This window comes from Candidatus Omnitrophota bacterium (assembly GCA_028716165.1).
Classification (GTDB): domain Bacteria; phylum Omnitrophota; class Gorgyraeia; order JABMRG01; family JABMRG01; genus JAQUQI01.
The window spans coordinates 24,515-49,249 of record JAQUQI010000009.1 but is presented as its reverse complement, the minus strand read 5'-3'; the positions used below and the strand labels follow the sequence as shown (position 1 = coordinate 49,249).

Here is a 24,735-nt window from a genome sequence, read left to right as displayed (position 1 = left end):
CACTTATAAGTTACGCTCCCTTGCGGTCGCGTATACTGTATGGTGCTTAGATCCTTCTAATGCTCCCGTTGGTCGCATTATCAGGATAAATGCGCACTTATAAGTTACGCTCCCTTGCGGTCGCGTATACTGTATGGTGCTTAGATCCTTCTAATGCTCCCGTTGGTCGCATTATCAGGATAAATGCGCACTTATAAGTTACGCTCCCTTGCGGTCGCGTAACTTATGTGCTCATTTACATTCTATCGGGGATGGAAACGCCCAATAAGGCAAGGGCCGTTGAAAATACCTTTTTAAGGGATTCTATCAGCATAAGCCGGGCAAGACTAAGATCAACATCATCACTTACAACGCGGTGCTTGGCATAAAAACTATGAAAACCCGACGCAAGTTCCATTAAATACGTTATAAGTAAGTGCGGTTCAAGGGTTGCCGCGCAGGATTTTATTATTTGGGGAAATTCCCTTAACAGGCGCATTATATCAAATTCCTCTTCCGAATCAAGCAGGGAAAGCAAACGGCCTCTGTCATCAACTCTGGCGGAGCCTGCTGCCTTAGCCTTGTTATTAAGTATGCCGCATATCCTTGCGTGCGCATACTGGATATAGTAAACAGGGTTCTCCATGGATTGCTTTTTTGCCAGTTCAAAATCAAAATCCAGATGGCTGTCTCGGCGGCGCGTCAAAAAAAAGAACCTTGTCACATCGCAACCGGCCTCATCCATAACCTCGCGCAATGATATAAACTCGCCCTCTCTTGTAGACATTCGTACCGGTGCCCCGGATCTTGACAGGGTAACAAGCTGGATAATGAGTATGGATAAGGCATCAGGGTCTTTGCCAATAGCCTGGCAGGCGGCTTTCATCCTGCTTATATAGCCGTGATGGTCCGGGCCCAAAAGGTCTATGAGCAAATCATAACCTCTTTGAAATTTGTCTTTATGATACGCTATGTCAGGGGTTATGTAAGTATAACTTCCATCACTTTTACGCAAGACCCTGTCCTTATCGTCCCCAAACCTGGTTGATGAAAACCACAGAGCGGAGTCTTTTTCATATAGTAAACCTTTTTGCCCAAGCTCCTGGAGCGCATCCTCTACCTTACCCGAACCGCCCAACTCCCGTTGGGAATAGTAATTATCAAACCTGACCCTGAAATCGCCAAGATCTTTCCTGATACCCTCCATAATGTGCCGTATGCCGAAATCGCAGAAAACGCTTATGTTTTTTTCGCCAGGTTCAAACATGTCACGGCCGTATTTATCAATAAACAATCTGGCGATATCGTATATATATCCACCCTTATAGCCGTCGTCAGGAAAAGCGCATGGCTTACCGACAAGCTGGCAATATCTGGCGTGGATGGATTTGCCAAGAACCATTATCTGGTTACCGTCATCATTGAGATAATATTCCCTGGTTACTTTGTGGCCGGCAAAATCCAATATATTAGCCAGCACATCGCCTATGGCAGCCTGCCGGCCATGCGCAACGCTTAACGGGCCGGTAGGATTGGCGCTGACAAATTCAATCAATATCTTTTTGGGCTTTACGCCTTCGGGCCTGCCAAAATCACCGGACATGGAAGATATTTCACTTATCACCGAACGTAAATAGTCCCGCGAAAAATAAAAATTTATAAAACCCGGGCGCTTGACCTCTACCCTGGATATTAAATCACTAAACCCTGAATCCTTGAGCCCCTTCCTCAACAAATCCGCTATATCTTCCGCCGTATGCAATAGGTCAAGTCCTTCGGCTGATTTGCATATCTGCATGGCAATATTGGTAGACAGATCTCCCAGGCTGTAGTGCTTGGGCTTTTCGCAGACAACCTTAGGCAAGGCATTCAGGCCCCATTTGCCGGATATCGGTTTTATAATAGATTCTATGTAATCCGAAAGCTTTGCTCTCATCGTATCAAAATACCCGCTATGATAAACAGGGGCATCTCTTTACCTTAACGGCCGAGATGCCCCTGTTTATCATCATTTATCTCTATAATTTTCGCGTCGCCCCACAGTCTTTCCAGATCATAAAACCGCCTTGCCTGATGCTGAAAAACATGGACAACAACATCAACATAATCCAAAACAATCCATTGCCCGTCTCTGAAACCTTCTCTGCGCAAAGGCCTTATTCCGAAACAAGCCAAACTATCTATTATATGCTCGGCAATTGCTATGACCTTTGTGGAAGACTCTGCCTCTGCCACAACAAAATAATCACAAAAACAGGCAATACCGCTCATATCCAAGACCCTGACACAATCCGCCTTTTTCTCCAAAGCATAATGAGCGGCCGCCAAAACCTTATCTCTTAAACAGACAAACCCTCCCGGACGGGACTTCCGCCTGCCGTCCTTCTTCACCCCGGCCATGAATACCTCAAACGCGTATGCCGTATCAAAAAAACCGGCTTATTTACCCATTATCCTGTACATGCCTGTACCGCAATCAGGGCACTTGCCTTTCATGGCCTTACGGCCGTTTTTCATAGAAACCTCTTTCGCATCCTTAATCTCTTTTTTTGATTTACATTTAACGCAATAGGCCTCTGCCATACTTCCTCCTTTTTTGTTTTGGGGTATTGTAACACAGCATAATTTCTTAGTCAAGACATTTGGATTTTTCAAAAACCGCCGGAGAAGGCGCGTCTGTGACGGGAGCGCTTTCAGCGCCCGCGCTTTTTACCACCGCCTGGCGGTATGCTATTGATAACTTATGGCTATCTGCAGTGTTTCCTTATCGCTGGTTATCCTCTTTGGGAAAGGCGGAAAAGGGGCCGCTTCCGTTACGCTTTTTATGCCTAATTGCGATAACCCCGGGTTATCCCCTTTTGATATAACCGGTTTGGAAACAAGCTCGCCCTTGGAATTGATTTCAAAAGATATAAAAACCTCTCCGTGCAGGCTCTCGCCAGGCTTCTCTTGTTCAACCTTCTTATTGATTATTGAAGCTATGAGGCCGTAATATTCATCGGCATCCATATCATTAGTCATGCCGCGGCGCGCGCTAATATTGTCTACGGCCTTTTCCTGCGCGACCTTGTTTACAGTAAGCAGATCATTGGCTTCATACCCTGATATAATATGGGGGGTAAGAAATATGACAAGCTCCGTCTTTTCGGGATTAGTGCTATCGCCGCTGCCGATCGTCCTTGTCCTGAACAAATTGCCAAGCAGAGGAATATTAGCAAGCCCCGGAACCTCTCTTAGGCTTTCCCTTATATTCTCTTCCATGAGCCCGCCGATAAGGACCGTTGAGCCGTTCTTGACCATCACGGTCGTTTCCGTAGTGGTTGTCTTTACAATAGGTATTACATTACCGCTGCTGGTAATCTGGAAATCCCCTATCTTGGAGCTTACTTCGGGCTTGATCTTCATTGTAATGTAATTTTCATCGTTAATTGTAGGCGTTACTATTAGCTTTATTCCAAGGTCTATAAATGTCACGTTTTCAGCTTCTATATTGCCCGTACCACCGCTTCCCTGGCTAATGGTGCGGGTAGCATACGGCTGGTTCGTCCCCACAAGTATGCTGGCTTCTTCGTTATTTAACGCCACAATACGGGGTGATGAAAGAAGGTTGGTCTTACCATACTCCCTTAATGCCTGTATAACAGCCTGATAACCCTCGGTGGCGAGATTACCTATCTGCAGGGCCCCGCCGTTGGCCGTGGTCGCGACAGTGGGTATGACCTGTTGCTGGTCGCCGTATCTTAAGCTTACACCGAGGGTGGCAACCTGGTGCAGTTTACTCTGCATCTTTGTAAAGACCGCGTCCCAGTTTATACCGGTATTATAGTCGTCATTTAATGTAATCTGCAAAACCTTGGCTTCAATGATGACCTCTTTATGCTTTTCATCAAAGGCCTCTATCAGCTTATCAAAAACAGGTATCTGGTTTTTGAGGTCAGTCACCGCTATTTTGTTTGTGCGCTCGTCAATATGGATACTACCCGTATTCTTGGTTAATATCTCGCTAAGCCTATCCTTGAGATCATTGGCCTTGGCGTACTGGAGATTATAAACCTTTGTCGTAAGGGGCACGTCAAGGACCTCTATGACGTTTTCCATTTCAGCCACAGTTTCAGGTATATCCATAAGGACTATTGTTTCCGAGACATCGTCAGAGACAACCTTGCCTATATTAGTCTTAAGCTGTGATACTGATTTGAGCACCTCTGCCGCCGTAACATTATGCAATTTTACGGATTTGACTATCCTCCTGTCTTCGTACTTCTTTCCGTACATAAGCTCATAATCGCGTTCGGTCATCACGTATATGATATTATTGCGATTCTCATACGCTAACCCATTGGCTGCTATTATTATTTCAAACGCATCCCATATATCAACCCCTTTTAGAAAGAGCGTGACCTTGCCGGTGACATTTTTGCCTGCTATAATATTAATCCCGCCCTTCATGGATAATAACCTGAAAACGTCCAGTATATCCATACCTTTGATGTCAAGAGATAGTTTTTCTTCCGGCTGGTCCTGGGGACGGCCGAAGTTCTGCGCATAAGCAGTTCTACACGGATTAATACATATTATAAATGCCAAAAATAATGTCAATAACGCCTTCATAACGCGCCCCCCTCGTATCATAGTGACAGGGTCATGGTTTCTTCACCGTAATTTAAGACAACCCTGCCGGCAGATACGCTCTTTATCTCTATACCGTTAACCAGTTCTCCTTCTCTTAGAAAAAGCGTCTGGTTGTTCTTTTTATCTTCAATAATGGCCTGCGGCACGTCTCCGGGAATCACGCCGACCAGTTTGAGGTCCTTTAAAAGTTCGTTCAGTTTTGCGGGTTCCTGTGCCTGCGTTTTCTTCTTTTCAACCGCTGCCGGCACGAATACGGCTTTATTGCCGATAAGTTTTTGATAATCATCAAATGAGCCTCTGCCTGTGGCACCAGAGCCTTGAGCTTCACTGGTAATATTCTGGGCGGGTTTTGCCTGCGCATTTTCCGCGGGGGCCTGGCTTGATATAACCGCGACCAGCTGTTTGAGATTAGCCACATCCTGGTCTTCTTTAGTGCCGGAGGCACTTATTAAAAAATATAATCCCGCAATCAGTAAAAGAACAAAAAAACCGGCAATCAAATAATAAGGATTAAAGCCCGCCGGCATTTTGACCTTTGGCATACTATCCGCAGCGCCGGAAACTTTTGCTTTAAGAAGCGGCATCTTTTGCCCGTCTGGCTTTAAAACGGCGCCTGATCTGCCAGAAGAAGCGGCCGGGACAGATGCCGGTATCGGCTGGCCCGTCTCGCCTGCCGCGGTTTGGATATTGGCCCTCTCTGCTGATAGCGGCCGATTTTTGCCTTTTATCAAACGCAAAAGCCTTTCTTCCGGCGAAATCTCTCTATCCATGCTACCGTACCTCACGCGTCATTATTTCTTCTATTATATCCTGGTCAACAAACTTTTTATTACGCATGATCAATACCTCAAGGGCGTCATGGCAAAACATTGAAATCTTTCTCGGATAACCCTGTGTATATTCATATATATGCCTTATGGCGCTGTCGGTAAACAACTCCTGGCCCGAGGCATCATAACCCGCCTGTTTCAGCCTGAAGTGGATGAGGGCGCGTGTCTCGGACTCGTCCAGAGGATTAATAATATATTTTAAATTTATCCTGTCCATGAAATTTCTTATCCTGCGTATCTTGGGCAAAAGCTCAATCTGTGACAATATAACCAGCTGTAACAGCTTGAATTCGTTCGTCTCATAATTTAGCAATGTCCTTAAAATCTCCACCTGGCTGGGGGTAAGTTTCTGACCTTCATCTATAAGAAGAACGATGGTCTTTTTTTCGTCAACACCTTTTTGAAACAGGTATTTTTCAAGGGCGTCTTTGTAATCAAGCGTTGAGCGAAAAGCGGGGTTTACCCCAAACATCTTGGCAAGGCTTGAAAGAAACTGGAACTCCGTTTTATAACTCGGGTCAAGAATCATGTGAAAAATAAAATCAGGCTCATCCTTGAACAGCTGGATAAGCATCCTGCTTAACGTGGTCTTGCCTGTTCCCACATCTCCTAAGATGACATTAAGCCCTCTGCGCAGCCTTATGGCAATCTCAAGCCTTTTAAGGGCTGAATCATGCGAAGAAGACGGATAAAAAAAATACGGGTCAGGGCTCGTTGAAAAAGGTTCTGATTTGAGATTTAACGCTTCGTAATAACTCATCCCTGCCTCTTTTTGTACCTTGGGATATTGTCCTTTATCTTGCTTAAAGGCACTCCGTTTTTTCTAAGTTCTCGTATATCCTTAAGCGAGTTTACCGTTGTATCGTCAAAAAATCTAAAATTCGTCTCCGGGCCTCTGGCGATTTCTTTTATGAGCCCTATTTTAAGGTAGAACTTTAGGGTGTCTACAGAATGTCCTGTTACATGCGAAAGGTCCTTAAGCAAATATATATTCGGCATAATATTTTCCTCAAAAATAAAAAATCCAGCAGTGAGCTGGATATTACACAAATTACCAATATTTACAAGCAGAGAGCCCACCTTCTCCCTACTTGTAGAGTAGTTTACTATAGCTAATTAATTATGTCAACAGTTTTTAGGAAAAAAACTGAAATATTATAAAATGTGCTCCATACCTGGTGAGCGGAGCATTAGAGCAACTTAATATCCATTGAATAAAAAACAAATTCATGCCAATTATCCAATGGATATCTTTGAAACAAGCATAAAAGCCCTGATTAATACAGCCTGCTGGCCGCCTTTTGTATTAAGGTTTAATTTGTCTATCTTGATAAGCTGGGGGGAATTTTTGATCTCAAAAATAAACTTCATTAAGCCTGCCATGTCCGATTCCGTTTCTACCTCTACTTCAAACTGCCTGAAATACTGCTTTTGCTTGGCAGGTTTGGGCCGCATGCTTGTTATGCTTACCCCTGTTCTCTGGGCAGCTTTTTCAAGCTCATCAAGGACAACGGTAACAACCTGTTCATCGTTAACAGCCTGTTTCAGCCGGCTTGTAAAATGATCGTATTCCTGTTCTATGCCGGACTTATCTTTCATCAGGGCGAGGGATTTGCGAAGTTTCGCCTTAACAATTCCGATCCTGTTGTTCATATCACGTCTGCGCGCCATCATCGGCTCTATCAATACAGTATATAGCAATGACAGCAGTATCACGAATATCACCGCGGCCAATATGTATTTTTCCCGTGATGAAAGCTTTTTTAGCATAAACCTATCCTTATTTAATGCCCCGCGCGTGGTTATTCGCGTTCCGGCACTGCCTTAAAATTGCATCTCAACTGAAAATCAACCGACACGCCATCTTTTGTCTGCCTCTGTATTACCGAGCCTGTCTGGACATTACTGAATACCTCCGAAGACTCCATTAAAGAAACGAGGCCGAAAACATCCGACATTTTTGATGCCTTACCGCTGAAGCGCAGTATCTTTGATTCGTCTTCATAGTCAAAATCGGCTAAAGATATGCCTTCAGGGATCAAATAGTAAAGATTATATATTACGTCAAGGGAGGATTCACCCTGGGCCAGGTATGATTTTATACCTTGCAGTCTTTTGAGCTTAATCTCTAAAAGATCGGACGTCTTGTCAATCCGGCTGTACAATGCTTCAAGGTCTTCCAGCGTCCTTTCCATCCGGTCGATCCTTACAAAATAAACGGTAAAAAAAACCACGCAGGCAAAAAACAAAAGAGAAAACCCTGCGACAAGTTTTTTGAATAAAGACCTCTTCCTGTTTATCTGTTTGCGCGATTGCGGCATCAGATTGATGCCAAAACCCATACAGGCCGCTCCGCATACAGAACAGACCGAGGCATTTTCAGGTATGCCGGATTCGCTTAAAGCATTATCAGATAACCGTACACCATATAATGAATTAAAATACGACGAGGAGATGTTGATGTCCGCTTTCAGGCAATCCAGAAAAACCTCGCCGGCAACAGCGGCACCCGTAAGAATAATTTTCGTAATTCCATTGCCCTGGCCTTCCTTTTCTTTAAGGCATAAGGCCATGGACTGTTTTATTTCATCAAGCAGTCTGGCCTGGGGTGTTACGGCGGTTGTTTTAGGGCCCAGCAGGTCATCAGCTCCCAGGGTAATTGACCTGCTGAAGCAAAGGCCGGAAGACGAAACAACCGCTATCTCGGTCCTGTCCGCGTCAACATTTACAAGGCAGGTACTCTCTTCCGCCCCGGGGCCAAGGCCCGCCTTATCAAGCCAGCCCGCATCAGCTTCTGAACTGAAATAGACCTGTTTAAGCCTTGATGAATACGCGCCCAACAGGGAATCAATCCTCGTCAGTTCTGATTTCAAGGATATTACCAGTAATATCCTTGAATAGCCCTGTTCGTCTGTTCCAATTATTCTGTAGTCGGATATTATATCCTCCTGCGAATAAGGCGTCTGTTTGGCAATCTCAAACGACAGCATCTTATCAATTTCAACCCTGTTAACAGCGGGTAGTTTGATGTGCCTTGTTATAACTTTCTGTCTTGGGATAACGGCTGTTATGCAGTTAAAATTGATGGCGCTTGAGGCAACGGCTTCGGCAAAAGCGCGCGGCATATCCGCTTCAGAGAGTCCCGATACCGGTTTTACGATAAGCCGCATGGCCTGGCAGGCCTTGCCGGTTGAGGAAAACTGGGCAAGTTTGAGATATTTCTCATCAGCCTGGACAAAGAGGTTATTATTCGCGTGGAAGAAAGACATTAGTCTCAATGCGCTACTCCTGATACCAAAATACAGCTGTTGGAAAATTCTTTTTATCCGAAAACATATAAACGGCCTCAAGGCGTGATTTCACGCCGTCAACATCCGCTACGGCACTGACGCGATAAACGTCAGAGGCGACGCATATCTGCGCGGCGCCGATAGACAATAATTCTCTTATACGATTATACTCATCCGTTGTTATGCTATAAATATTAGCATACCAGTCAGGGTCTTGTAAATTCTTAATTTCAACCAATCCATCTTCCCGCCTATCCACTACCTCCGGGCCAAAACCGAACCAGGCATCGTCCTTTGTGCCGATTATGCCGTCTTCACCCTGCCTATAACGGTTTATTTTGGAGGCGAGCTCCGGGAAATCCTCTCCTATTAAAGCTGACAGCACCCTCTCGCCTGCCGTATTGATGTTTACCATCCCGTTTCCGTAAACGGTTATATACGGCTTTATCATACGAAATATTTTATCGTCCATGCCTCTTACAAGCAGAAGCTCATATATGCTGTCAAATGCCGCGTTTTTACACTCATACGGCGGATTAAGCCCGGTATAATACTCGTTTTCCGCTCCATACAGCAGGCCTTTCTCGGATGAAGCGGTTATGCTGTCCGCGTCCCTCCAATCTATTATAGAACCTGCCAGAGACAAGGCCTTTTCTTCATCAACGATAAAAGACATGAACAGTCCGCGCAAGGTATCTTCAACAGCGGTGTTTATGTTTATCTTTGACTGCTCATCCATCAGGCCATAAAGGGTGGCTGGTTTTTTCCCATCCGCGTCAAGTCCTGGATATTCGTAACTAACAGTATAATACCCGGGGCCAAAGGCATGAGCGCGAAAAAGAGATTCATTATTCGCCCAAGCCTGGCTTAAAGCATCTATGCCGGCTGACATGCCCAAAACATATTCCATTCTTTTTTCCGCCAGCGCGCGCATGATACCGGCACGCGCCGTAAAAAACGCCTTGCGTTTATCTGTTTCATAAGATGCCAATTTCAATGAGATTGAAGCCTGTCTGCCTACAGTAACGGCAAACAGGGAAAGTATGGCCACTATCCACAGGGATGTTATGAGTATTACGCCTTTATCGTTTGGCTGGGACAATTAAACCTCCACTATGCCTGAATGCAAAGGCCCTGCCACAGGCACCTTTACACGCTTAATAATCTTGTGCGTTTTAAGACTATTGGGATTTAGATAAACAATCTCCATGCTTACGGCAATAGGCAGGGCATCCTCCTGCCACAATGCAACCCATTCGTACGACGAACGTCCATCATTAGGATTTCCCGCGCTATCGGCGGAAGCTTGCCCCTCATTCAAATAAAGATACGAGAATTTTATATCCAGAATACTGTCCAAGAGTACTTCGTAGCCATCCTGCCTGCCGCCTAAGGCTTCTTTGCCGGAAATTTTTTCAGCCAGGACAGCGGAGGCGGCCTGCCGTAAAGGCTCTATTCTTCTTACAAGCGAGAACTCATTGCCTGAACCTTCAACACCATAGCTGATCCTGGCCACACCAAAGTTGGTTCCGCCGCCGTCATCAGCCAGGCTTGCCAACGACAGCCTCTTTTCATCTCCTCTGAAATCAATACTTTTTGAAAAACAGGCATTTCTGAAATCCTTATCTATCACAGACAGGGCAAATCTCAATTTCTGCCCAAAAGCGGCCTCTTGCAATATGCGTTTATAAGCAGTTATGCCTGAACCAAAACAAGCGTACATGACAACCGCAATCAACGAAAAAATGGAAACCGATATTAATAGTTCAATAAGCGTAAAACCTTTTAAGGCCTTTTTCATAAAACAATGCCCGCCTTCACTGATTTTGCATTGCGCGGTATAAATTCAAGGACAGGCCGCCGGGTACTATTGCGGCAAACACGACAGTATCAGTAAGAGAATCCCTCGCCGCCTTCGGCGGGGACATAAGAAACAAGCCCAATTCTTCTGTCGCCGTCCTTTGACCAGTCCAATTCACAGCATAACCTTTTTATAGCAGTATCCTGCGCGCTATGGCCATAATCTAAATCATCTTTTTCAAGCGCCATAACCTGGCTGCGGAATATAAATGCCGTCTGTAAAAACACTTCTTCCTGCTCGATATCCAGAGAGTCCTGCGTGTAGAGTTTTAAATCCATGTCAAATATTCTCTCGTCTAAAAACATGGCTGCTTCATAATAGCTGTTTGCCAGCGATACAGCCTTCAATGAAGAGGAAAAGGCGTGATTTATGAGTATAACAGAAGACGATACAAGCGCGACGGCAATCAGAGTTTCTATCAGCAAAAAAGCCCTATTCTTTCTTCTCATGGATATCCACCGTACCGGTAATATGATCCAGTTTTACCGAAAGACATTTATTCTTTTTGTTGACGATATTTATAACCGCGGGGTCGCAGAAGCCGCCGGGTGAAAAATCTACATATTCTCTATCAGCATGGATATCCAAACCGGAAGGCGCGCGAAATATCCTGCCCCACCTCTCAGGCAAATCCTCATAACTGCCGTCTGGCAGTCCTGCCATTATCTGGCAGGTATTACTGCCAATGTCAAAAACGATTCTGTAATATTTTCTTTCAAAAATAGACCGCTGGCGGGCCAGATAAATCATTTGAGATACCGCTCTCGCGCACGAAAAAATACTTAAGTCGTCATATGTCCTGCTAAAGATAGGCGTTGATAATGAGATCATAATAAGCATGATCACGGTAACAAGCGCCAGCTCAATAAGGGTAAAAGCTCTTATGGCAGGGGCCGGATCAGGCTGACTCTTTTGGGGATTGCCAATTAATGATGTCATCAGCGCTTTCAATACCGTCTGGCCCGTGCGAAGACAGGTCATAATCGCCTGTATTATGTATACCCGGACACACATAAATATAGGGGTTGCCCCACGGGTCAAGAGGCGTCTTTTTTATATATGGCCCTTTCCAATTGGGCGGCACAGGCGCGGAAGACGGTTTATATATCAACGCGTCTATACCCTGCTCGGTAACAGGGTACATGCCGTTATCAAGCTCATAGAGGTCCAGGGCGGTGGCCAAATGCGCCTCTATCTGCGCCTGCGCTGCCGCGGCCCTTGCCTGTTGAGACCTGCCCACAAGCCTGGGGACTACCATAGCCACAAGAACGCTTATGATTATAACCACGAGCATCAATTCTATAAGTGTAAACGCCTTATTCTTCATATGCCTCTCCCCGGGTATTTATATCTTGGCGCATGAAGCGCGCTCTATAAGTTTAGTCTTTAACAGCGTCTTGACAGGCTGTTTTTTTACACCTGTCACAATCTGGTAAAGAAGTTCCACGCCTAACCTGCCCATTTCAACAATAGGCTGCCAAACCGTAGTAAGGGGCACAGGCGAATAAGCGCACAGGGGATTATCATCAAAACCAACTATGGATATATCTTCAGGCACCCTTAGGCCTTTGCGCTTGATAACATCTATCGCCTCCATAGCCATTACGTCGCTGGCGCAGAATATGGCGGTAGGCCGCTCGGTAAGAGCTATCAGGGCTTCGGCCGCCTTTCTGGCAGGCGAGCGTAAATAATGTCCGACGGTAATATACCTTGGGCTCAATCTTAAATTATGTAATTTCATAAATGATTTAAACCCTTCAAGCCTCATCCTGCCCGACTCTGTTGAGAGCTCGCCCGCGATAGTGGCAATGTTTCTATGCCCTAACCGGAAAAGATATTCCGTGGCCGCTATCGCGGCATGCTCATTATCAATAGCAATGGAATTAATGTCCTCTTTTTCAAACGAATTATTTAATACCATACACGGCGTTTTTCTGGCAAGCACCTTCCGAAGCTGGCTTTTATCGCTGTTTATGTCGGCGAACAATATACCGTCTATATAATCCGGGCTCAAGGCGTTGCTTGTAAGCCAATCCTCGTGATTCTTGCTGTCGCTTATATGAATCATAACGTCAATTTTAAGCCTGCTGGCGGCAAGGACAACGCCTTTTATAATCTCGGTGGCATAAAATGAATGGAATATATCCTCAAACCTTGGGACTATCAGCCCAAAAACCTTGCCCGACTTCTTTCTTATACCGGACCCCACAAAGGCGTTGAGCTTCAGACTTTTGACAGCATCCTGGACCCTTTTTCTATCCTGCGGCTTGACGTTCGGCGAACCGTGCATCACCCTTGAAACAATCATAGATGATACGTTGGCCTGTTTTGCTATTTGGCTTATTCTCACCTGTCTATCCTCCGATTTTCATTCAGTTAACACTATACCGGTAATACCAACCTATCTTATCATAAGATTCAACTGGAATATGGGCAATAGCATTGAAATAACGATAAAGCCGACAATAATCCCCATAAAGAGGATAAGTCCCGGCTCAAGCAAAGACATGATCATCTTGACGGCCCGGTCGGTCTCGGAATCATAAGAATCCGCTATCTTGGACAGAGACTTTTCAAGCGTGCCGCCCTCTTCACCTATTGCAATCATATTGGTAACTGCCGCAGGAAAGTATCTGCTTTTTCTTATCGCGGCCGATAGGGTCTGGCCTTCCTCAACATCCCTCCTGGCCTGCTCTATATCCTGCCTCATTGGAATATTATCTATGGTCCCGGAGGCTATTGACAATGCCCTGATCACCGGCACACCGTTACCTATCAGCGTTGCTAATGTCCTGGAAAATCTTGATATCTCCACTTTTTGAACAAATACGCGTATAGCGGGGGTTTTTACCTTTAATCCATCCATTACAGCCTTGCCTTCCGGCGTCCTGGACCATCTATTAAAGGTAAAAGCGCCAAAAATAAAGCCAAAAATAATCACGGGCCAAAACGTCGCGAAAAACGAACTAACCCATATAAGCATCTTTGTCGGAAGCGGCAGGGCCTGTCCAAGATCATTAAAAATCCCGGTAAGCCTTGGGGCGACAAATGTCAGTAAAACAAATATGGTCGCGCAACCAACCACAGCCATTAAGGCAGGATATGCCATGGCCGATTTAATCTTGGATATATTCTCTTCGTCTTTTTCCAAAAATCCGCTTAAACGTTCAAGGACATGCTCAAGATTACCGCTTGCCTCGCCTGAAGAAACCATATTAATATACAGGTCTGAAAAAACCTTAGGGTATTTCAACAGGGCCGATGAAAACGTGGAACCGTTCTTTATGTCGGCCCTGATCCCGCTTATAATATGGCGCAAACTAATATTTTCAGTTTGCTCTTCAAGCACGCTCAAGGCCTTGATTATAGTAAGGCCTGAATCCAGCAGGCTTGAAAGCTGCCTTGTAAAATAGCTTAAAGAACGCGCGGGTGAAGGGCTGAAAGAAAAAAACCCGATCTTGGACCTTTTAACAAAGTCGGCTGTTTCTTCCTCTATTGATAATACAAAAAGCCCCATTTTCGCCAGTTTTAAAGCGGCCTGCGAGGCATTCTCGGCTTCAATAAAACCCTTCCTGACTTCAACGGGACTGGACTTTGCCTCATAAACAAATTTCGGCATGCCTACTCTTCCGCTTCAATTTCAGTGACACGCAAGACCTCTTTAATGGTAGTAATGCCGCGGCCTACTTTAATCATGCCGTCATTAAATAGTGTCCTCATGCCTTTTTTCAATGCCAGCGCCTTGATCTCGTTAGACGGCACCCTTCTGACAATAAGTTCTCTTATTTCATCATCCAGGACAAGTATTTCATATATGGCCGTCCTGCCCATGAATCCGGTAAACTTACAAAAAGGGCATCCCTTGCCTTCATAGAATTTTATACTGCCGGGCGTATCAAGATTTAATTCCTTTATCAGCCCTTCATCAGGTAAAATCTCTCTCCTGCATTTATCGCATATCACCCTGACAAGCCTCTGCGCGATAACAGCCTCAATGGAACTTGAAACAAGGTAAGGTTCAATACCCATGTCAAGAAGCCTTGTGACCGCCCCCGTGGAATCATTGGTATGCAGTGTTGAAAAGACGAGATGTCCGGTAAGGGCCACCCTTATAGCTATCTCTGCGGTTTCAAGGTCTCTTACCTCTCCAACCATCATGATGTCCGGATCATGCCTTAACATGGACCTTAGCCCCGCGGCGAAGGTAAGGCCCACCTTGGTATTAACCTGTATCTGCGTAATGCCTCTCAACTGATATTCAATAGGATCTTCAATTGTAATTATGTTTTTGCCCTCGTCATTTACCCTGTTCAGGCACGCGTATAGAGTCGTTGTCTTGCCGCTGCCGGTAGGCCCTGTTACAAACAATATACCGTGAGGTTTTTTTATCATTTTATCAACCACATCAAGATCGTCTTTAAGCAGGCCGAGGCTTTCAAGGCCGAGAAGAACATTAGCGCTTAGTATCCTTATATGAACACTCTCCCCGTATGATGTCGGTATCACGGAAACCCTTAGGTCAAGATCTGTATTGGCAACGTTAATCTTTATTCTGCCGTCCTGCGGCAGGCGCCTTTCAGCGATATTCAAGGCCGACATTATCTTGATGCGCGAGACTATGGCCTGGTACAGGTATTTAATATTAGGCGGTATATTCGCGCTGGAAAGGATACCGTCAACGCGGTAACGTATCCTAAGCTCGCCTTCAAAAGGCTCTATATGGATATCGGTGGCCCTCTCGGAAACAGCCTGCTGCAAGAGCTGGTTTACGAATTTTATAATTGAAGCGTCGTCGGCGATATCATCAATATTGCCGGATTGCTCCGCCTGGGTCGGAACGTCATCCTGCGTGTAAGCCTTGCCTATTATTTTATCTATTGTATCAGCGCCCACGCCATAATATTTTTTGATCGCGTCAAGGATATCTTTTTCCCCCGCGAGCACGGGGTCTAAGTCGCACTTAAGGACCAATCGTATCTCGTCAAGAACGGCAAGGTCAAGCGGGTTTGTCACTGCTATGCGCAGCCTGCGGCCGGACATGTCTACAGGCATTATCTTATAATAGCAGGCGAATTTGGCAGAGACCTTTTCAATAATTCCCGGGCTGATATCAAATTCCTTAAGCCTTATATACAATACGCCTATCTGATGGGAAAGAGCCAAAAGCACCTGTTCGTCGGTAGCAAAACCTAAAGCGACAATCACATCGCCTATAAGCTGGCCTGTTTTTTTATGCTCTATGAGGGCCGCATCCAGCTGTTCACTAGTAATGATCCCGTCGTTTAAAAGCATCTGGCCTAATTTCACATCTTTCTTTTTCATAATAAATCCTATGTATATAATTTAATATAACATAAAGATAATCTGTATGCAACCATATTTGAGATAGTGTTGTTTTATGCCTTATGGTATAGCGCGATACAATCCGGCCGGTTTTAGAACAAAAGGGCCGGCAAATAACAGCCCGATACACGCGTAAATATCCTTATGAAAAAATATGCGCCGGTTACTAATAGCTCCAATCCTCGCACCTGCGCCATACCAAATGGCCCATAAGGTCATCATTACCGTCTATTAAAACCCTGGCATAATTATCCGTATAACCGCATAACATGCCTGTCGCGCGGTCTCTGCGGCCCTCAACCAGTATCCTTTGTTCTTTCCGGCAAAGGCCGGCATTAAATTCACGGCTAAAATGCTCCGCCGCTTTTTTCAATACACAGGCTCTTTCTTTTTTTTCCCGGCCGCTGATATCCTGTCCCATGTCAAAGGCCTTTGTGCCCTGCCTCGGGCTAAACGTGAACACATGCGTCCTTGACGGCTTGATAGCCTGCATCGTTATGATGCTATTTTTGAAATTTGCCTCCTTCTCACCCGGAAAGCCTACGATAATATCCGTTGTAATTCCGATATCCGGTATCCTGCTGCGGATAGACGCGACCCTGGATATGAATTGGCCGGCAGTATACCTGCGGTTCATTTTTTTTAATATCTCATCGTCCCCGCTTTGCAATGGTATATGCAGGTGATGGCAAATTTTTTTTGACAGGCTAATCTCGTTTAATATATCGTCATTTATATCGGCCAATTCTATTGAACTAAGCCTTACCCTGAAATCCCCGTCTATGCCGGATATGCGCCTTATCAGGCAGGCAAGCCCGCAGCTGCCGCCTTGCCTGCTAAAATCTCCCAGGCATATGCCTGTCAGCACAATCTCTCTATAACCTTTACCGACAAGCCCTGCCGCCTCTTCTAATATGCTCTCGGCATTTCTGCTGCGGGATCGGCCTCTTACATAAGGTATCCTGCAATATGAACAAAAATTATCGCAACCGTCCTGGACCTTAATAAATGCCCTGGTGCGGTCATGGAACATGCTTATACCGTCGGGCTCACCGTTTAAGTAAAATAATTCCATTTTCCCGGCATTATCCAAAACCTCTATCCTGCCATCAATGGCCTTGATGGCATCATATCCTGATACGGCATAACAGCCCGCGGCGATAATCCTCGCTTTGGAATTGGCCTTACTTATCCTGCGCAATACCTCTCTGCACTCTCTATCCGCCTTGGCGGTAACAGTGCACGTATTGACAAAGCATAACTGCGCCGCGGACATATCCAAAGTTTCTTCATAACCTTGGCGCAGTAATCTTTCTCTGATAACCTGGCTCTCATATTGATTGACCTTACAGCCAAGGGTCTTTAGATAGAATTTCAACGAGGACCTCTCTCTGGTAAAGGATTGATAGTGCGAGGCTATGGCAATGGTGTCCCCGGGCAGATTTGAACTGCCACGGCCGGCTCCGGAGGCCGGTGCCCTATCCATTAGGCTACGGGGACATATTATTTCACGTTCAAAAGCCTTGATGAAATAACCGATAAAGAATAATAGCAGGCCGTATCAACTTTCAACACCAGACTGCCAAGCGAAACAGGATTAAAACCAAGCTTTATCGCAAGATCTATCTCTTCACCGGTAAAGTCGCCTTCAGGGCCTATAAAAACCGCCGCGGATTTCTTATTACGCATGGGAATATCGCTGATATGGGCAAGGCCTTCCGCGACAAAAGGCATTATCCTGTTAACACACCCCAAAGACTCTACCTTATCCAGGGCCCGGGGTAAATCCATTATATCATATATTTCAGGCAATGTCGCTCTTTGCGATTGTTTGCACGCCTCAACCGCTATCCTCTTCCATCGTTCGCGTTTTAGGGGTATCGCCTTTGCGGCGGGCCTAACAATAGTCCTTTCCGTGATCATTGGGATAATGCCGCTTACGCCCAACTGCGTCGCTTTTTCAACTATATCATCCATCCCGAATTTTTTCGGAATAGCGCACGCCAGGACAATATCCGCGCTTACGGCAGGTTGCGAGGAAATCTTTTCTATACACGCGCAAACATCCCTGCCTGTTGTCTCCACGCGAAGCGTGTAGAGCCTGCCTTTGCCGTCAATACCTGTAAATCTATCGCCGGGCCTTAACCTGATAACATTAGTTATATGGCGGGCCTCCTGCCCGGACAGGATAACCTCATTGCCGTTTATACGCCGTTCGTCAATAAAGAACCTTCTCATATTGTTAACGCAAGCTCCCTAAAAATCTTTATTAATATGTGAAAACCCATAACCATGATAATGGTACCGCATAGCCTGTGCAGTATTATGCCGGCGGACCCTGGATTAAAACAGCCAAGCCTCGGAATAAACCCTGCCAATATTGACATTAATATCAAAGGAGAAATCAAAACACCTATGCCGAAAGAAAGCCCCAGAAAGATACCATGCGTAAACCGGGTGGACACCATTGATATGTAAGACAATACGCCGGCAAGAGGCATGCAAGGCATCATGCCTGTTAATACCCCTAATAAGGCCAAATCCTTTGTCTGCCGCCCGGCCGGACAGCAGGCCTTTGCGCCGTGCGTTGAGGCCTTATCATATCTTCCGCTAAATACCATAAAACCCAAAAAACATATAAATACGCCTGTAACTGTCCACAGAATATAACCTGTCATTTTCCAATAAAAATACTTAAATAAGAGAGAGCCCGCGCAGCCGGCCAAAAAAGATAGAAATACAACCGATACCAGCCTGCCCATTGAAAATACAAACCAGCATGCCAGAGCCCGCGCGCCGGAACTTTTCGTGCCCGTGATATAACTTAGCAAGACAGGCCCGCACGTTAAAAGGCACGGCCCTGAACCCATTGCCAATCCTGTCAGGAAAAAACTTGAGCACATAGTCACAAGAGACATTAGGATAAATCCTTAATTGTTTTCCTTCTCTCCAAAAACCTCGGCCGTAAAAACATAAATCTGGCAGGCGCCCGTCTTCCACGCGTCCGGATGAATGCCCGCCTTCTGGGAACATAGTGAACGCATAAACTGCTCTCTGCTCCATCCTGTCTCAACGGCAACTTGAGGCAGATATACGCCTGTCCTGAAGCCATCCCTGACCAGGACGCCATGCTTTCCCATGATAATCTCATCAGGGTCATTAATCCTTTTAAGCGGGGAAAGAACTGATATCTCTATATCAATATCATCCAATTCATCCGCCGTAACCGGATTAAATCTCGGGTCCCCTACGGCAGACTGGACAGCCATATCAGCCACGGTCTGGCATAATCGGCCCCTGCCTTCAATATTACCTATGCAACCCCTAAGCCTGCCTGCCTTATGCAGGCTGACAAAGGCCCCCATCTGGCTGTTAAGCACTTTGTCTTCATCTTCGGGCAATTTTTTACTGCCAGCACCCTCTATATAATCCTTTATTGAGCTTCTGGCAATCTGGAGTAAACGCTTCTTCTGTGACAAGTTCAAAAATCCTTCCATGGCATACCCCTCTTCGTTATCCTGCATTTTGCCGTTTGATTGCTCTTTTGCCCTTAATATAACGGCCGACACATAACCTACAACCGAGTCATAATCGCCTGATACCTGCCCCGAATTAGCGTATCGGAGTATATTCACCACGCCCGCGCCTAATTCCGATGCCGTTAACATGCCGGAGACTATAGCCGATGAACCGCACGGCCTGTTAGTATCGTTCATATTAAAAAGAAATGAATAAAGCGTTTGCGGGTCAAACGCCTCAAGCCTGGATATCACCAGGCTGTCTATTGCGCGCGCCTTTTTATCCGGTAAAAAATGCGACATGTCCGTGCTTATAACAATTACCACGTCCTTTCTTCTGCCTATCGCTTCGCAGAGAGCTTTTTGTAAAAGCAGGCATGTCTGGTAAGAGCTGTCGCCGATAAGAACAGCCGCTATCCTGGCTTTGGGCAGGGCGTATTGTATAAAAGGTATCTGGGTCTCTATGGAATTTTCTCCATTAAATGGTTTTTCAAGAAAATATATGCCTTCATCAAATCCGATAAGCTTTTGCGAAAAATCTCTGTCTATTTGACAACTGCCAAGCGGCGTAATATAGGCGTCTTTATCAAGAACAGAAACACCTTTAAAATAATGTCTGTGGCTTATGCCCAGCACGACAACCGTATTATATCCTTTGTCAATCAGCGCCTTAAACGCGCAAGAGGCGACCTCGCCGGAATATACATATCCGGCGTGCGGGACGATAACGGCTATGATTTCCGATTTTATCTCCGGTACAAAGGCAGAGCTAAAAAACCTCTCTAACATGCTCTCAAGCTCGTCCTTATCTTTGGGATAAAATGTGCCGTCAAGAGACGATGCCTGAACGCTCTGCGCATAAGAGACGGCGTTTGGCAACAGTATGAGAGACAAAAAAATAACGTTTAAAAAAACCAACCTTTTAAAGCGCACTGGCTTCACCCTTCTTTCCGCCTTTGGGCCCGGACTGCCATAGACCGGCAATGACATTCTTGCAAAATTTGCATTTCCCGTCAACTATATTGTTACCTGCGATATCGTAACCGGACCTTTGTATCAATAAACCGCGGCAAAACGGACAAAACGTGGATTGTTCGCTTACACCCAAAACATTTCCGATATACACATAACGCAGGCCCGCGGCACGGGCTATATCATAAGCTTTATAAAGCGACTCCATTGGCGTGGGAGGCAGATTTCTTATTTTATGCATAGGCCAGAACCTGGATATATGCAAAGGCGTATCAACTCCGAGATTTTCCTTTATCCACCGGCATGTCTGTTTTATATATTCATCGCTGTCATTTAAAGTCGGTATCAACAGATAGGTTATCTCAACCCATACCCCTTCCTCCCTAAGTATCTTCAAGCTTCGCAGGACATCTTCGCGCCTGCCCTGGCAAAGGTCAAGATAAAACTTTTCACTACCCTTAAGATCAATATTCGCCGCGTCAAGGTATTTGCATAACCTCCTCAACGGGGCTTCATTTATAAAGCCCGATGAATGCATGACGTTCAAAATACCAGCCTCTTTGGCAATCATTGCCGTGTTTAGCATATATTCATAAAAAACCGTGGGTTCAGTATACGTGTAAGCAATGACCGGCGCATTGGAAGAAATAGCTAAACGTACTATCTCCGCTGGTTCAATATAATCAGACCTTATATCTTCAGGGCTTACCTGGGATATGTGCCAATTCTGGCAAAACCCGCATGACAGGTTGCATCCCGCGGTCGCTATAGAAAAAGACTTCGCTCCGGGCAAGACATGAAATAACGGTTTTTTTTCAATCGGATCAACGTGGACAGCGCATGGCCTGGCATAGACTAAGCTGTAAAGAGTACCGCCGGTATTCTGCCTGACACGGCAAAAACCTCTCTTGCCTTCGTTTATCACGCACCCGCGCGGGCATAAAGCGCATAGGATGCTGCCATTATCAAGCTTATTATAATAAAGCGCTTCCTGGCGCCTGTCCGTATCCCGGGCTTGTTCAGAAAAGATGCCAGCGCCACAGGGCGCAGCCTGGGCCAGGATCAAAACCGTATTGAGTAATAAAAACAATCTAATGGGCTTCATTACGCCATATATTATACTACTTCACTTATTCAAGTAAAACAAAAATTGTACAAAGGAATACTGCGTAAAAACATAAGAAACAGGCAAAAGAGCCCGTCATCCTGGAGTTAAATAGCAGTATATAGGCAAAAAACGATCAATAAAGTACCGGCATCTTCCCATACCGGAATCGGTATTGTAATATTTCTTCCACAGACAGGCAAGCGCGGCTATATCCCGCGGAATCACTGCGACGCGATCGCGTTCAAAGGCGTCCTTATACACCAGTAAAGATATCAACGCGGCAAAATCATGATCATTTACGCATAATTCAATCAGGCCTGCTTTGCTCATTTGAAATAATATATCCCATTTCACTCTTCCGCCTGTCGCCCTTTCAAACAGGGGGATAAGGCCGTTACGAACTGCCATGCGAGGGTTGTCTTTGACAGGATATGTAATATATCTGTGAATAACGCCGTAAACAGTATCAGCAATAATCTGGTAAGGCCCGTTTCCGTTTTGGGACTTACCGGCATATCTATCTAAAAAATTGGATTCTACCGCGACCGTTCCAAGCAATAGCATCCTCCATGAATACTTTTCCTCACACGGCGAATCAGGAAAAACCATATCTATAATACCTCGTATCCGGCTGTCATGTTTATAGTAATTGGACTCCTGTTCAAAAGTGAAACAATAGTTATTGACAATAGCGGCATTAATATTACAACGGCAGATGCCTGACTCAAACACAAACATTACCAATATAATAATACGGGCACAATGACCAGATAACCGCATAAATGCCTCTTTTATTAAAAGCTTTTTCAATTTATGTAATAAGTTATCTAAAAAAAACCACTACACCTCCTTCTTCACAATAAATATGCCTTAATTATAATTGAGAATCAATACACGGGAAGGGAATAAAATGATTTTTATATACAGAATATACTGTAATAAAGATAATAAAGATTGGTGGAGATGATGGGAGTTGAACCCACGGCCTCCTCGTTGCGAACGAGGCGCTCTCCCAACTGAGCTACATCCCCTAAAGACAGTGATAAAAACCGATTGGAACCCGCAATCACATAATAGCGTTTTCTTTATCAAGACCTTGCGCCTTTAGAAATACGGCCTCATAATATAAATATATTCCAAATATTACACACGCGCAGCAATCCACGGTATCAGGCATCTTGCGCTTTTCGTTTGTTGAAACTACCACACCGCGGGCACATAGATATTATATCATGCCTGCTGTCCACATATGAAAAAAAACAAACCTCACATTGCCAGATATGCCTTTTTTCAGAGGCATACTGTTTAGGCCTTGTATTTTTATCGGAAAAAAACCAAATCAACAGCACAAGCACTACTGTTACCAACAAATATAACGCAACCGCGATGGAAATGTCAAGTTCAATCATAAGTCAGAGTTTTGTTTTTTTCCGTTATAAGACAAGTTTTACGCGAATAGTCAGTTCCTCCCGGCCGCTTACGGAATCGCCGGAAGCCTTAAACCTGCACTCTTTTATATAACCGGTAATTATCACGTCCAGAGCGGGAGGGCCGGCACTTTTAATTATACCGGCTGATTCTATGCGTCCGTCACGATCTATTGATAAAAGTATATCAGCCTCGTAAAACGATATTGTGCCAAAACTGCCCGACGACCTGGACAATTCCCCGATAAGAGCGCCCAGATCCGGCATGAAGATAATATCAGGCGAAACTGGCCTGCCTAAGAGATCGGACATAATGATATAAGGCCTCGGCCTGGAATCATGCCCTTTACTTTCACCGCCTGAGTCTTGCGTGCTTACGTTCTGTCCGGGTTTAAAATCATAATGCCTTTTTCTGCCTATAAAGTTATCACCTCCGGCAAGTCGGGCAGGCTGGATATCCTTAATATCGGAATCATAATTTGGCCTGGCGGCCGGCAGGGGCCTCGGTATACCGGAAAACCCGTCCATCTCCTTTAATCCGCGTCCGGCTGAACCTTTATCAACGAATGAGCCGATAAAATATACGTCCGAGAGCTTCTTACTGCTGATGCCAACGGGCGTAATTATGATAGTGACCATAAAAAAACACAACAAATGCCAGAGAAACGACAGCGCGAAGGCGCGGAAAATATTTATTTTAACATCCATATAAAAAATAAACCTCTAATTTGCGGTTTGGGTTGTGGCGATATTAACCTGCCTGATGCCCTCCTGTCTGCACATGTCCCAAACCTCAACTATCCTGCCTAAGGAAGCCCTCCTGTCTGACCTTATGAGAACAGACAGCCTGGAAGAAGCCACATCCTTTAGCAGCGAATTAAGCTCTCTTAATGTAACCAGCTTTTGATTGTAATAAATAAGGTTTTCGGATGTAATATTAATAACGGCATTGTCTTCGCTTAACATCTCCGATGTTATCGCGCGCGGCAGGTTAACCTTTATACCGGGCTGGAATATAAAACTGGACGTCAGCATAAAAAATATCAAAAGCAAGAACACGACATCTATTAACGGGGCGATATCTATGGTCTTTAGTGTCCTCTCCAGCTTGATATGCCTTTTAAACTTCATGGTCTTTGCCCCTCTGGGCGAGTATATTTATAAGGTCGGTGGCGCTTCTCTCCATATCAATCACAAAATAATTTACCCTGCTGATTAAGTAATTACAAGCAACATAAACCGGTATCGCCACGGTAAGGCCCGCCACTGTTGTGATAAGGGCCTGCCAGATACCGCCGGCCAAATCTCCGGGAGAAACAGGATTCAGCGAGGTGGATTTTTGCTGTATAACCTGGAAACAGCTTACCATACCCACTACCGTGCCTAAAAGCCCCAATAGCGGTGAGATATGCGCTATGGTGGAAAGGGCCGTAAGGTTCTTTTCCATTCTGGGGACTTCATACAAGGCAGCTTCTTCTATGGCCTCTCTTATCTCCTGCCTAGGCCTGTCATGTTTTAATATACCCGCTTTTAAGATATGGGCTATCGGTCCGGGGGTCTTGTCGCATATTTCAATAGCCTCAATTATTTTATTCCGGCGCAGGACATTGGAAATCTCATCCATAAACTTGCGCGTATCTATCCGGGCCCTGTACAGGTGATAAACTCTTTCTATTATTATCGCCATGGCTATAATAGAACATAATATTATCGGATACATCAACGGCCCGCCTTTTATGACAAAATCCAACATAAATGCCTCCTATTTTTTACTT

Annotated in this window: 27 protein-coding genes and 2 tRNA genes; all 29 read right to left on the bottom strand. The window is 45.2% G+C overall.

What is annotated here, in order from left to right; all coding sequences use genetic code 11:
* Nucleotides 1-235: 235 nt before the first annotated feature.
* The 29 genes from argS to PHV77_05225 all read right to left on the bottom strand — a co-directional run bounded on the left by argS (nucleotide 236) and on the right by PHV77_05225 (nucleotide 24,713).
* Complete coding sequence (gene argS / locus PHV77_05365; protein MDD5504723.1) at nucleotides 236-1,915, bottom strand: arginine--tRNA ligase; 1,680 nt, start codon at nucleotides 1,913-1,915, stop codon at nucleotides 236-238.
* 44 nt (nucleotides 1,916-1,959) lie between these two features.
* Nucleotides 1,960-2,379, bottom strand: a complete 420-nt coding sequence (rsfS, locus tag PHV77_05360; protein MDD5504722.1) for a ribosome silencing factor — start codon at nucleotides 2,377-2,379, stop codon at nucleotides 1,960-1,962.
* A gap of 39 nt (nucleotides 2,380-2,418) precedes the next feature.
* Nucleotides 2,419-2,562, bottom strand: a complete 144-nt coding sequence (locus PHV77_05355; protein ID MDD5504721.1) for a DUF5679 domain-containing protein — start codon at nucleotides 2,560-2,562, stop codon at nucleotides 2,419-2,421.
* Nucleotides 2,563-2,709: 147 nt separating this feature from the next.
* The gene (locus tag PHV77_05350; GenBank protein ID MDD5504720.1) at nucleotides 2,710-4,590 is read right to left on the bottom strand and encodes a secretin N-terminal domain-containing protein; all 1,881 of its coding nucleotides are present in this window, start codon (nucleotides 4,588-4,590) and stop codon (nucleotides 2,710-2,712) included.
* A 17-nt stretch (nucleotides 4,591-4,607) separates the two neighbouring features.
* Entirely contained in the window at nucleotides 4,608-5,381 is a 774-nt protein-coding gene (locus PHV77_05345) for a hypothetical protein (GenBank protein ID MDD5504719.1), read from the bottom strand.
* Nucleotide 5,382: 1 nt separating this feature from the next.
* The gene (locus PHV77_05340; protein MDD5504718.1) at nucleotides 5,383-6,201 is read right to left on the bottom strand and encodes an AAA family ATPase; all 819 of its coding nucleotides are present in this window, start codon (nucleotides 6,199-6,201) and stop codon (nucleotides 5,383-5,385) included.
* A complete protein-coding gene (locus PHV77_05335; GenBank protein ID MDD5504717.1) occupies nucleotides 6,198-6,440 on the bottom strand; it encodes a MerR family transcriptional regulator in 243 nt (80 codons plus the stop codon). The genes PHV77_05340 and PHV77_05335 overlap by 4 nt, the downstream gene beginning before the upstream one ends.
* A gap of 237 nt (nucleotides 6,441-6,677) precedes the next feature.
* Complete coding sequence (gene pilO, locus PHV77_05330) at nucleotides 6,678-7,211, bottom strand: type 4a pilus biogenesis protein PilO (GenBank protein MDD5504716.1); 534 nt, start codon at nucleotides 7,209-7,211, stop codon at nucleotides 6,678-6,680.
* A 32-nt stretch (nucleotides 7,212-7,243) separates the two neighbouring features.
* The gene (locus PHV77_05325; protein ID MDD5504715.1) at nucleotides 7,244-8,710 is read right to left on the bottom strand and encodes a PilN domain-containing protein; all 1,467 of its coding nucleotides are present in this window, start codon (nucleotides 8,708-8,710) and stop codon (nucleotides 7,244-7,246) included.
* A 13-nt stretch (nucleotides 8,711-8,723) separates the two neighbouring features.
* The gene (locus PHV77_05320) at nucleotides 8,724-9,833 is read right to left on the bottom strand and encodes a type II secretion system protein GspK (GenBank protein MDD5504714.1); all 1,110 of its coding nucleotides are present in this window, start codon (nucleotides 9,831-9,833) and stop codon (nucleotides 8,724-8,726) included.
* Nucleotides 9,834-10,532: a prepilin-type N-terminal cleavage/methylation domain-containing protein gene (locus tag PHV77_05315; GenBank protein ID MDD5504713.1), complete on the bottom strand. Its 699-nt coding sequence runs from the start codon at nucleotides 10,530-10,532 to the stop codon at nucleotides 9,834-9,836.
* A gap of 89 nt (nucleotides 10,533-10,621) precedes the next feature.
* A complete protein-coding gene (locus PHV77_05310) occupies nucleotides 10,622-11,041 on the bottom strand; it encodes a hypothetical protein (GenBank protein MDD5504712.1) in 420 nt (139 codons plus the stop codon).
* Nucleotides 11,025-11,531: a hypothetical protein gene (locus PHV77_05305; GenBank protein MDD5504711.1), complete on the bottom strand. Its 507-nt coding sequence runs from the start codon at nucleotides 11,529-11,531 to the stop codon at nucleotides 11,025-11,027. The genes PHV77_05310 and PHV77_05305 overlap by 17 nt, the downstream gene beginning before the upstream one ends.
* Nucleotides 11,491-11,919 carry a type II secretion system major pseudopilin GspG gene (gspG, locus tag PHV77_05300; GenBank protein MDD5504710.1) on the bottom strand — a complete coding sequence of 143 codons (429 nt, stop codon included), beginning with the start codon at nucleotides 11,917-11,919 and terminating at the stop codon, nucleotides 11,491-11,493. The genes PHV77_05305 and gspG overlap by 41 nt, the downstream gene beginning before the upstream one ends.
* Nucleotides 11,920-11,937: 18 nt before the next feature.
* Nucleotides 11,938-12,942, bottom strand: a complete 1,005-nt coding sequence (locus PHV77_05295; GenBank protein ID MDD5504709.1) for a LacI family DNA-binding transcriptional regulator — start codon at nucleotides 12,940-12,942, stop codon at nucleotides 11,938-11,940.
* 51 nt (nucleotides 12,943-12,993) lie between these two features.
* Nucleotides 12,994-14,211, bottom strand: coding sequence for a type II secretion system F family protein (locus PHV77_05290; GenBank protein ID MDD5504708.1), 1,218 nt, complete (start codon nucleotides 14,209-14,211; stop codon nucleotides 12,994-12,996).
* Between the two features lie 2 nt (nucleotides 14,212-14,213).
* Nucleotides 14,214-15,914, bottom strand: coding sequence for an ATPase, T2SS/T4P/T4SS family (locus PHV77_05285; protein ID MDD5504707.1), 1,701 nt, complete (start codon nucleotides 15,912-15,914; stop codon nucleotides 14,214-14,216).
* Nucleotides 15,915-16,101: 187 nt separating this feature from the next.
* Nucleotides 16,102-17,313 carry a MiaB/RimO family radical SAM methylthiotransferase gene (locus tag PHV77_05280; GenBank protein ID MDD5504706.1) on the bottom strand — a complete coding sequence of 404 codons (1,212 nt, stop codon included), beginning with the start codon at nucleotides 17,311-17,313 and terminating at the stop codon, nucleotides 16,102-16,104.
* A 47-nt stretch (nucleotides 17,314-17,360) separates the two neighbouring features.
* Nucleotides 17,361-17,435 (bottom strand) — tRNA-Arg (locus PHV77_05275).
* Between the two features lie 3 nt (nucleotides 17,436-17,438).
* Nucleotides 17,439-18,173, bottom strand: coding sequence for an RsmE family RNA methyltransferase (locus PHV77_05270; protein ID MDD5504705.1), 735 nt, complete (start codon nucleotides 18,171-18,173; stop codon nucleotides 17,439-17,441).
* Nucleotides 18,170-18,853: a sulfite exporter TauE/SafE family protein gene (locus PHV77_05265; protein ID MDD5504704.1), complete on the bottom strand. Its 684-nt coding sequence runs from the start codon at nucleotides 18,851-18,853 to the stop codon at nucleotides 18,170-18,172. Before PHV77_05265 ends, PHV77_05270 begins: the two co-directional genes overlap by 4 nt.
* Before the next feature lie 12 nt (nucleotides 18,854-18,865).
* Nucleotides 18,866-20,386 carry an AmmeMemoRadiSam system protein B gene (gene amrB, locus PHV77_05260; GenBank protein ID MDD5504703.1) on the bottom strand — a complete coding sequence of 507 codons (1,521 nt, stop codon included), beginning with the start codon at nucleotides 20,384-20,386 and terminating at the stop codon, nucleotides 18,866-18,868.
* Nucleotides 20,376-21,530 (bottom strand): AmmeMemoRadiSam system radical SAM enzyme, encoded by a 1,155-nt coding sequence (gene amrS, locus PHV77_05255; protein ID MDD5504702.1) that lies wholly within the window; start codon nucleotides 21,528-21,530, stop codon nucleotides 20,376-20,378. The genes amrB and amrS overlap by 11 nt, the downstream gene beginning before the upstream one ends.
* A gap of 96 nt (nucleotides 21,531-21,626) precedes the next feature.
* A complete protein-coding gene (locus PHV77_05250) occupies nucleotides 21,627-22,313 on the bottom strand; it encodes a hypothetical protein (protein MDD5504701.1) in 687 nt (228 codons plus the stop codon).
* Between the two features lie 175 nt (nucleotides 22,314-22,488).
* Nucleotides 22,489-22,564 (bottom strand) — tRNA-Ala (locus tag PHV77_05245).
* 138 nt (nucleotides 22,565-22,702) lie between these two features.
* Nucleotides 22,703-22,942, bottom strand: a complete 240-nt coding sequence (locus tag PHV77_05240; protein ID MDD5504700.1) for a hypothetical protein — start codon at nucleotides 22,940-22,942, stop codon at nucleotides 22,703-22,705.
* A 24-nt stretch (nucleotides 22,943-22,966) separates the two neighbouring features.
* Complete coding sequence (locus PHV77_05235) at nucleotides 22,967-23,668, bottom strand: hypothetical protein (GenBank protein MDD5504699.1); 702 nt, start codon at nucleotides 23,666-23,668, stop codon at nucleotides 22,967-22,969.
* A 15-nt stretch (nucleotides 23,669-23,683) separates the two neighbouring features.
* Complete coding sequence (locus tag PHV77_05230) at nucleotides 23,684-24,091, bottom strand: biopolymer transporter ExbD (GenBank protein ID MDD5504698.1); 408 nt, start codon at nucleotides 24,089-24,091, stop codon at nucleotides 23,684-23,686.
* Nucleotides 24,081-24,713 (bottom strand): MotA/TolQ/ExbB proton channel family protein, encoded by a 633-nt coding sequence (locus tag PHV77_05225; GenBank protein MDD5504697.1) that lies wholly within the window; start codon nucleotides 24,711-24,713, stop codon nucleotides 24,081-24,083. Before PHV77_05225 ends, PHV77_05230 begins: the two co-directional genes overlap by 11 nt.
* Between the last annotated feature and the right edge of the window lie 22 nt (nucleotides 24,714-24,735).

Coding starts and splice junctions, on each gene's coding strand:
- argS (MDD5504723.1), bottom strand. CDS start 1,915: ATGAGAGCAAAGCTTTCGGATTACATAGAATCTATTATAAAACCGATA.
- rsfS (MDD5504722.1), bottom strand. CDS start 2,379: ATGGCCGGGGTGAAGAAGGACGGCAGGCGGAAGTCCCGTCCGGGAGGG.
- PHV77_05355 (MDD5504721.1), bottom strand. CDS start 2,562: ATGGCAGAGGCCTATTGCGTTAAATGTAAATCAAAAAAAGAGATTAAG.
- PHV77_05350 (MDD5504720.1), bottom strand. CDS start 4,590: ATGAAGGCGTTATTGACATTATTTTTGGCATTTATAATATGTATTAAT.
- PHV77_05345 (MDD5504719.1), bottom strand. CDS start 5,381: ATGGATAGAGAGATTTCGCCGGAAGAAAGGCTTTTGCGTTTGATAAAA.
- PHV77_05340 (MDD5504718.1), bottom strand. CDS start 6,201: ATGAGTTATTACGAAGCGTTAAATCTCAAATCAGAACCTTTTTCAACG.
- PHV77_05335 (MDD5504717.1), bottom strand. CDS start 6,440: ATGCCGAATATATATTTGCTTAAGGACCTTTCGCATGTAACAGGACAT.
- pilO (MDD5504716.1), bottom strand. CDS start 7,211: ATGCTAAAAAAGCTTTCATCACGGGAAAAATACATATTGGCCGCGGTG.
- PHV77_05325 (MDD5504715.1), bottom strand. CDS start 8,710: ATGTCTTTCTTCCACGCGAATAATAACCTCTTTGTCCAGGCTGATGAG.
- PHV77_05315 (MDD5504713.1), bottom strand. CDS start 10,532: ATGAAAAAGGCCTTAAAAGGTTTTACGCTTATTGAACTATTAATATCG.
- PHV77_05310 (MDD5504712.1), bottom strand. CDS start 11,041: ATGAGAAGAAAGAATAGGGCTTTTTTGCTGATAGAAACTCTGATTGCC.
- PHV77_05305 (MDD5504711.1), bottom strand. CDS start 11,531: ATGACATCATTAATTGGCAATCCCCAAAAGAGTCAGCCTGATCCGGCC.
- gspG (MDD5504710.1), bottom strand. CDS start 11,919: ATGAAGAATAAGGCGTTTACACTTATAGAATTGATGCTCGTGGTTATA.
- PHV77_05290 (MDD5504708.1), bottom strand. CDS start 14,211: ATGCCGAAATTTGTTTATGAGGCAAAGTCCAGTCCCGTTGAAGTCAGG.
- PHV77_05285 (MDD5504707.1), bottom strand. CDS start 15,914: ATGAAAAAGAAAGATGTGAAATTAGGCCAGATGCTTTTAAACGACGGG.
- PHV77_05270 (MDD5504705.1), bottom strand. CDS start 18,173: ATGAGAAGGTTCTTTATTGACGAACGGCGTATAAACGGCAATGAGGTT.
- PHV77_05265 (MDD5504704.1), bottom strand. CDS start 18,853: ATGTCTCTTGTGACTATGTGCTCAAGTTTTTTCCTGACAGGATTGGCA.
- amrS (MDD5504702.1), bottom strand. CDS start 21,530: ATGAAGCCCATTAGATTGTTTTTATTACTCAATACGGTTTTGATCCTG.
- PHV77_05250 (MDD5504701.1), bottom strand. CDS start 22,313: ATGCGGTTATCTGGTCATTGTGCCCGTATTATTATATTGGTAATGTTT.
- PHV77_05240 (MDD5504700.1), bottom strand. CDS start 22,942: ATGATTGAACTTGACATTTCCATCGCGGTTGCGTTATATTTGTTGGTA.
- PHV77_05235 (MDD5504699.1), bottom strand. CDS start 23,668: ATGGATGTTAAAATAAATATTTTCCGCGCCTTCGCGCTGTCGTTTCTC.
- PHV77_05230 (MDD5504698.1), bottom strand. CDS start 24,091: ATGAAGTTTAAAAGGCATATCAAGCTGGAGAGGACACTAAAGACCATA.
- PHV77_05225 (MDD5504697.1), bottom strand. CDS start 24,713: ATGTTGGATTTTGTCATAAAAGGCGGGCCGTTGATGTATCCGATAATA.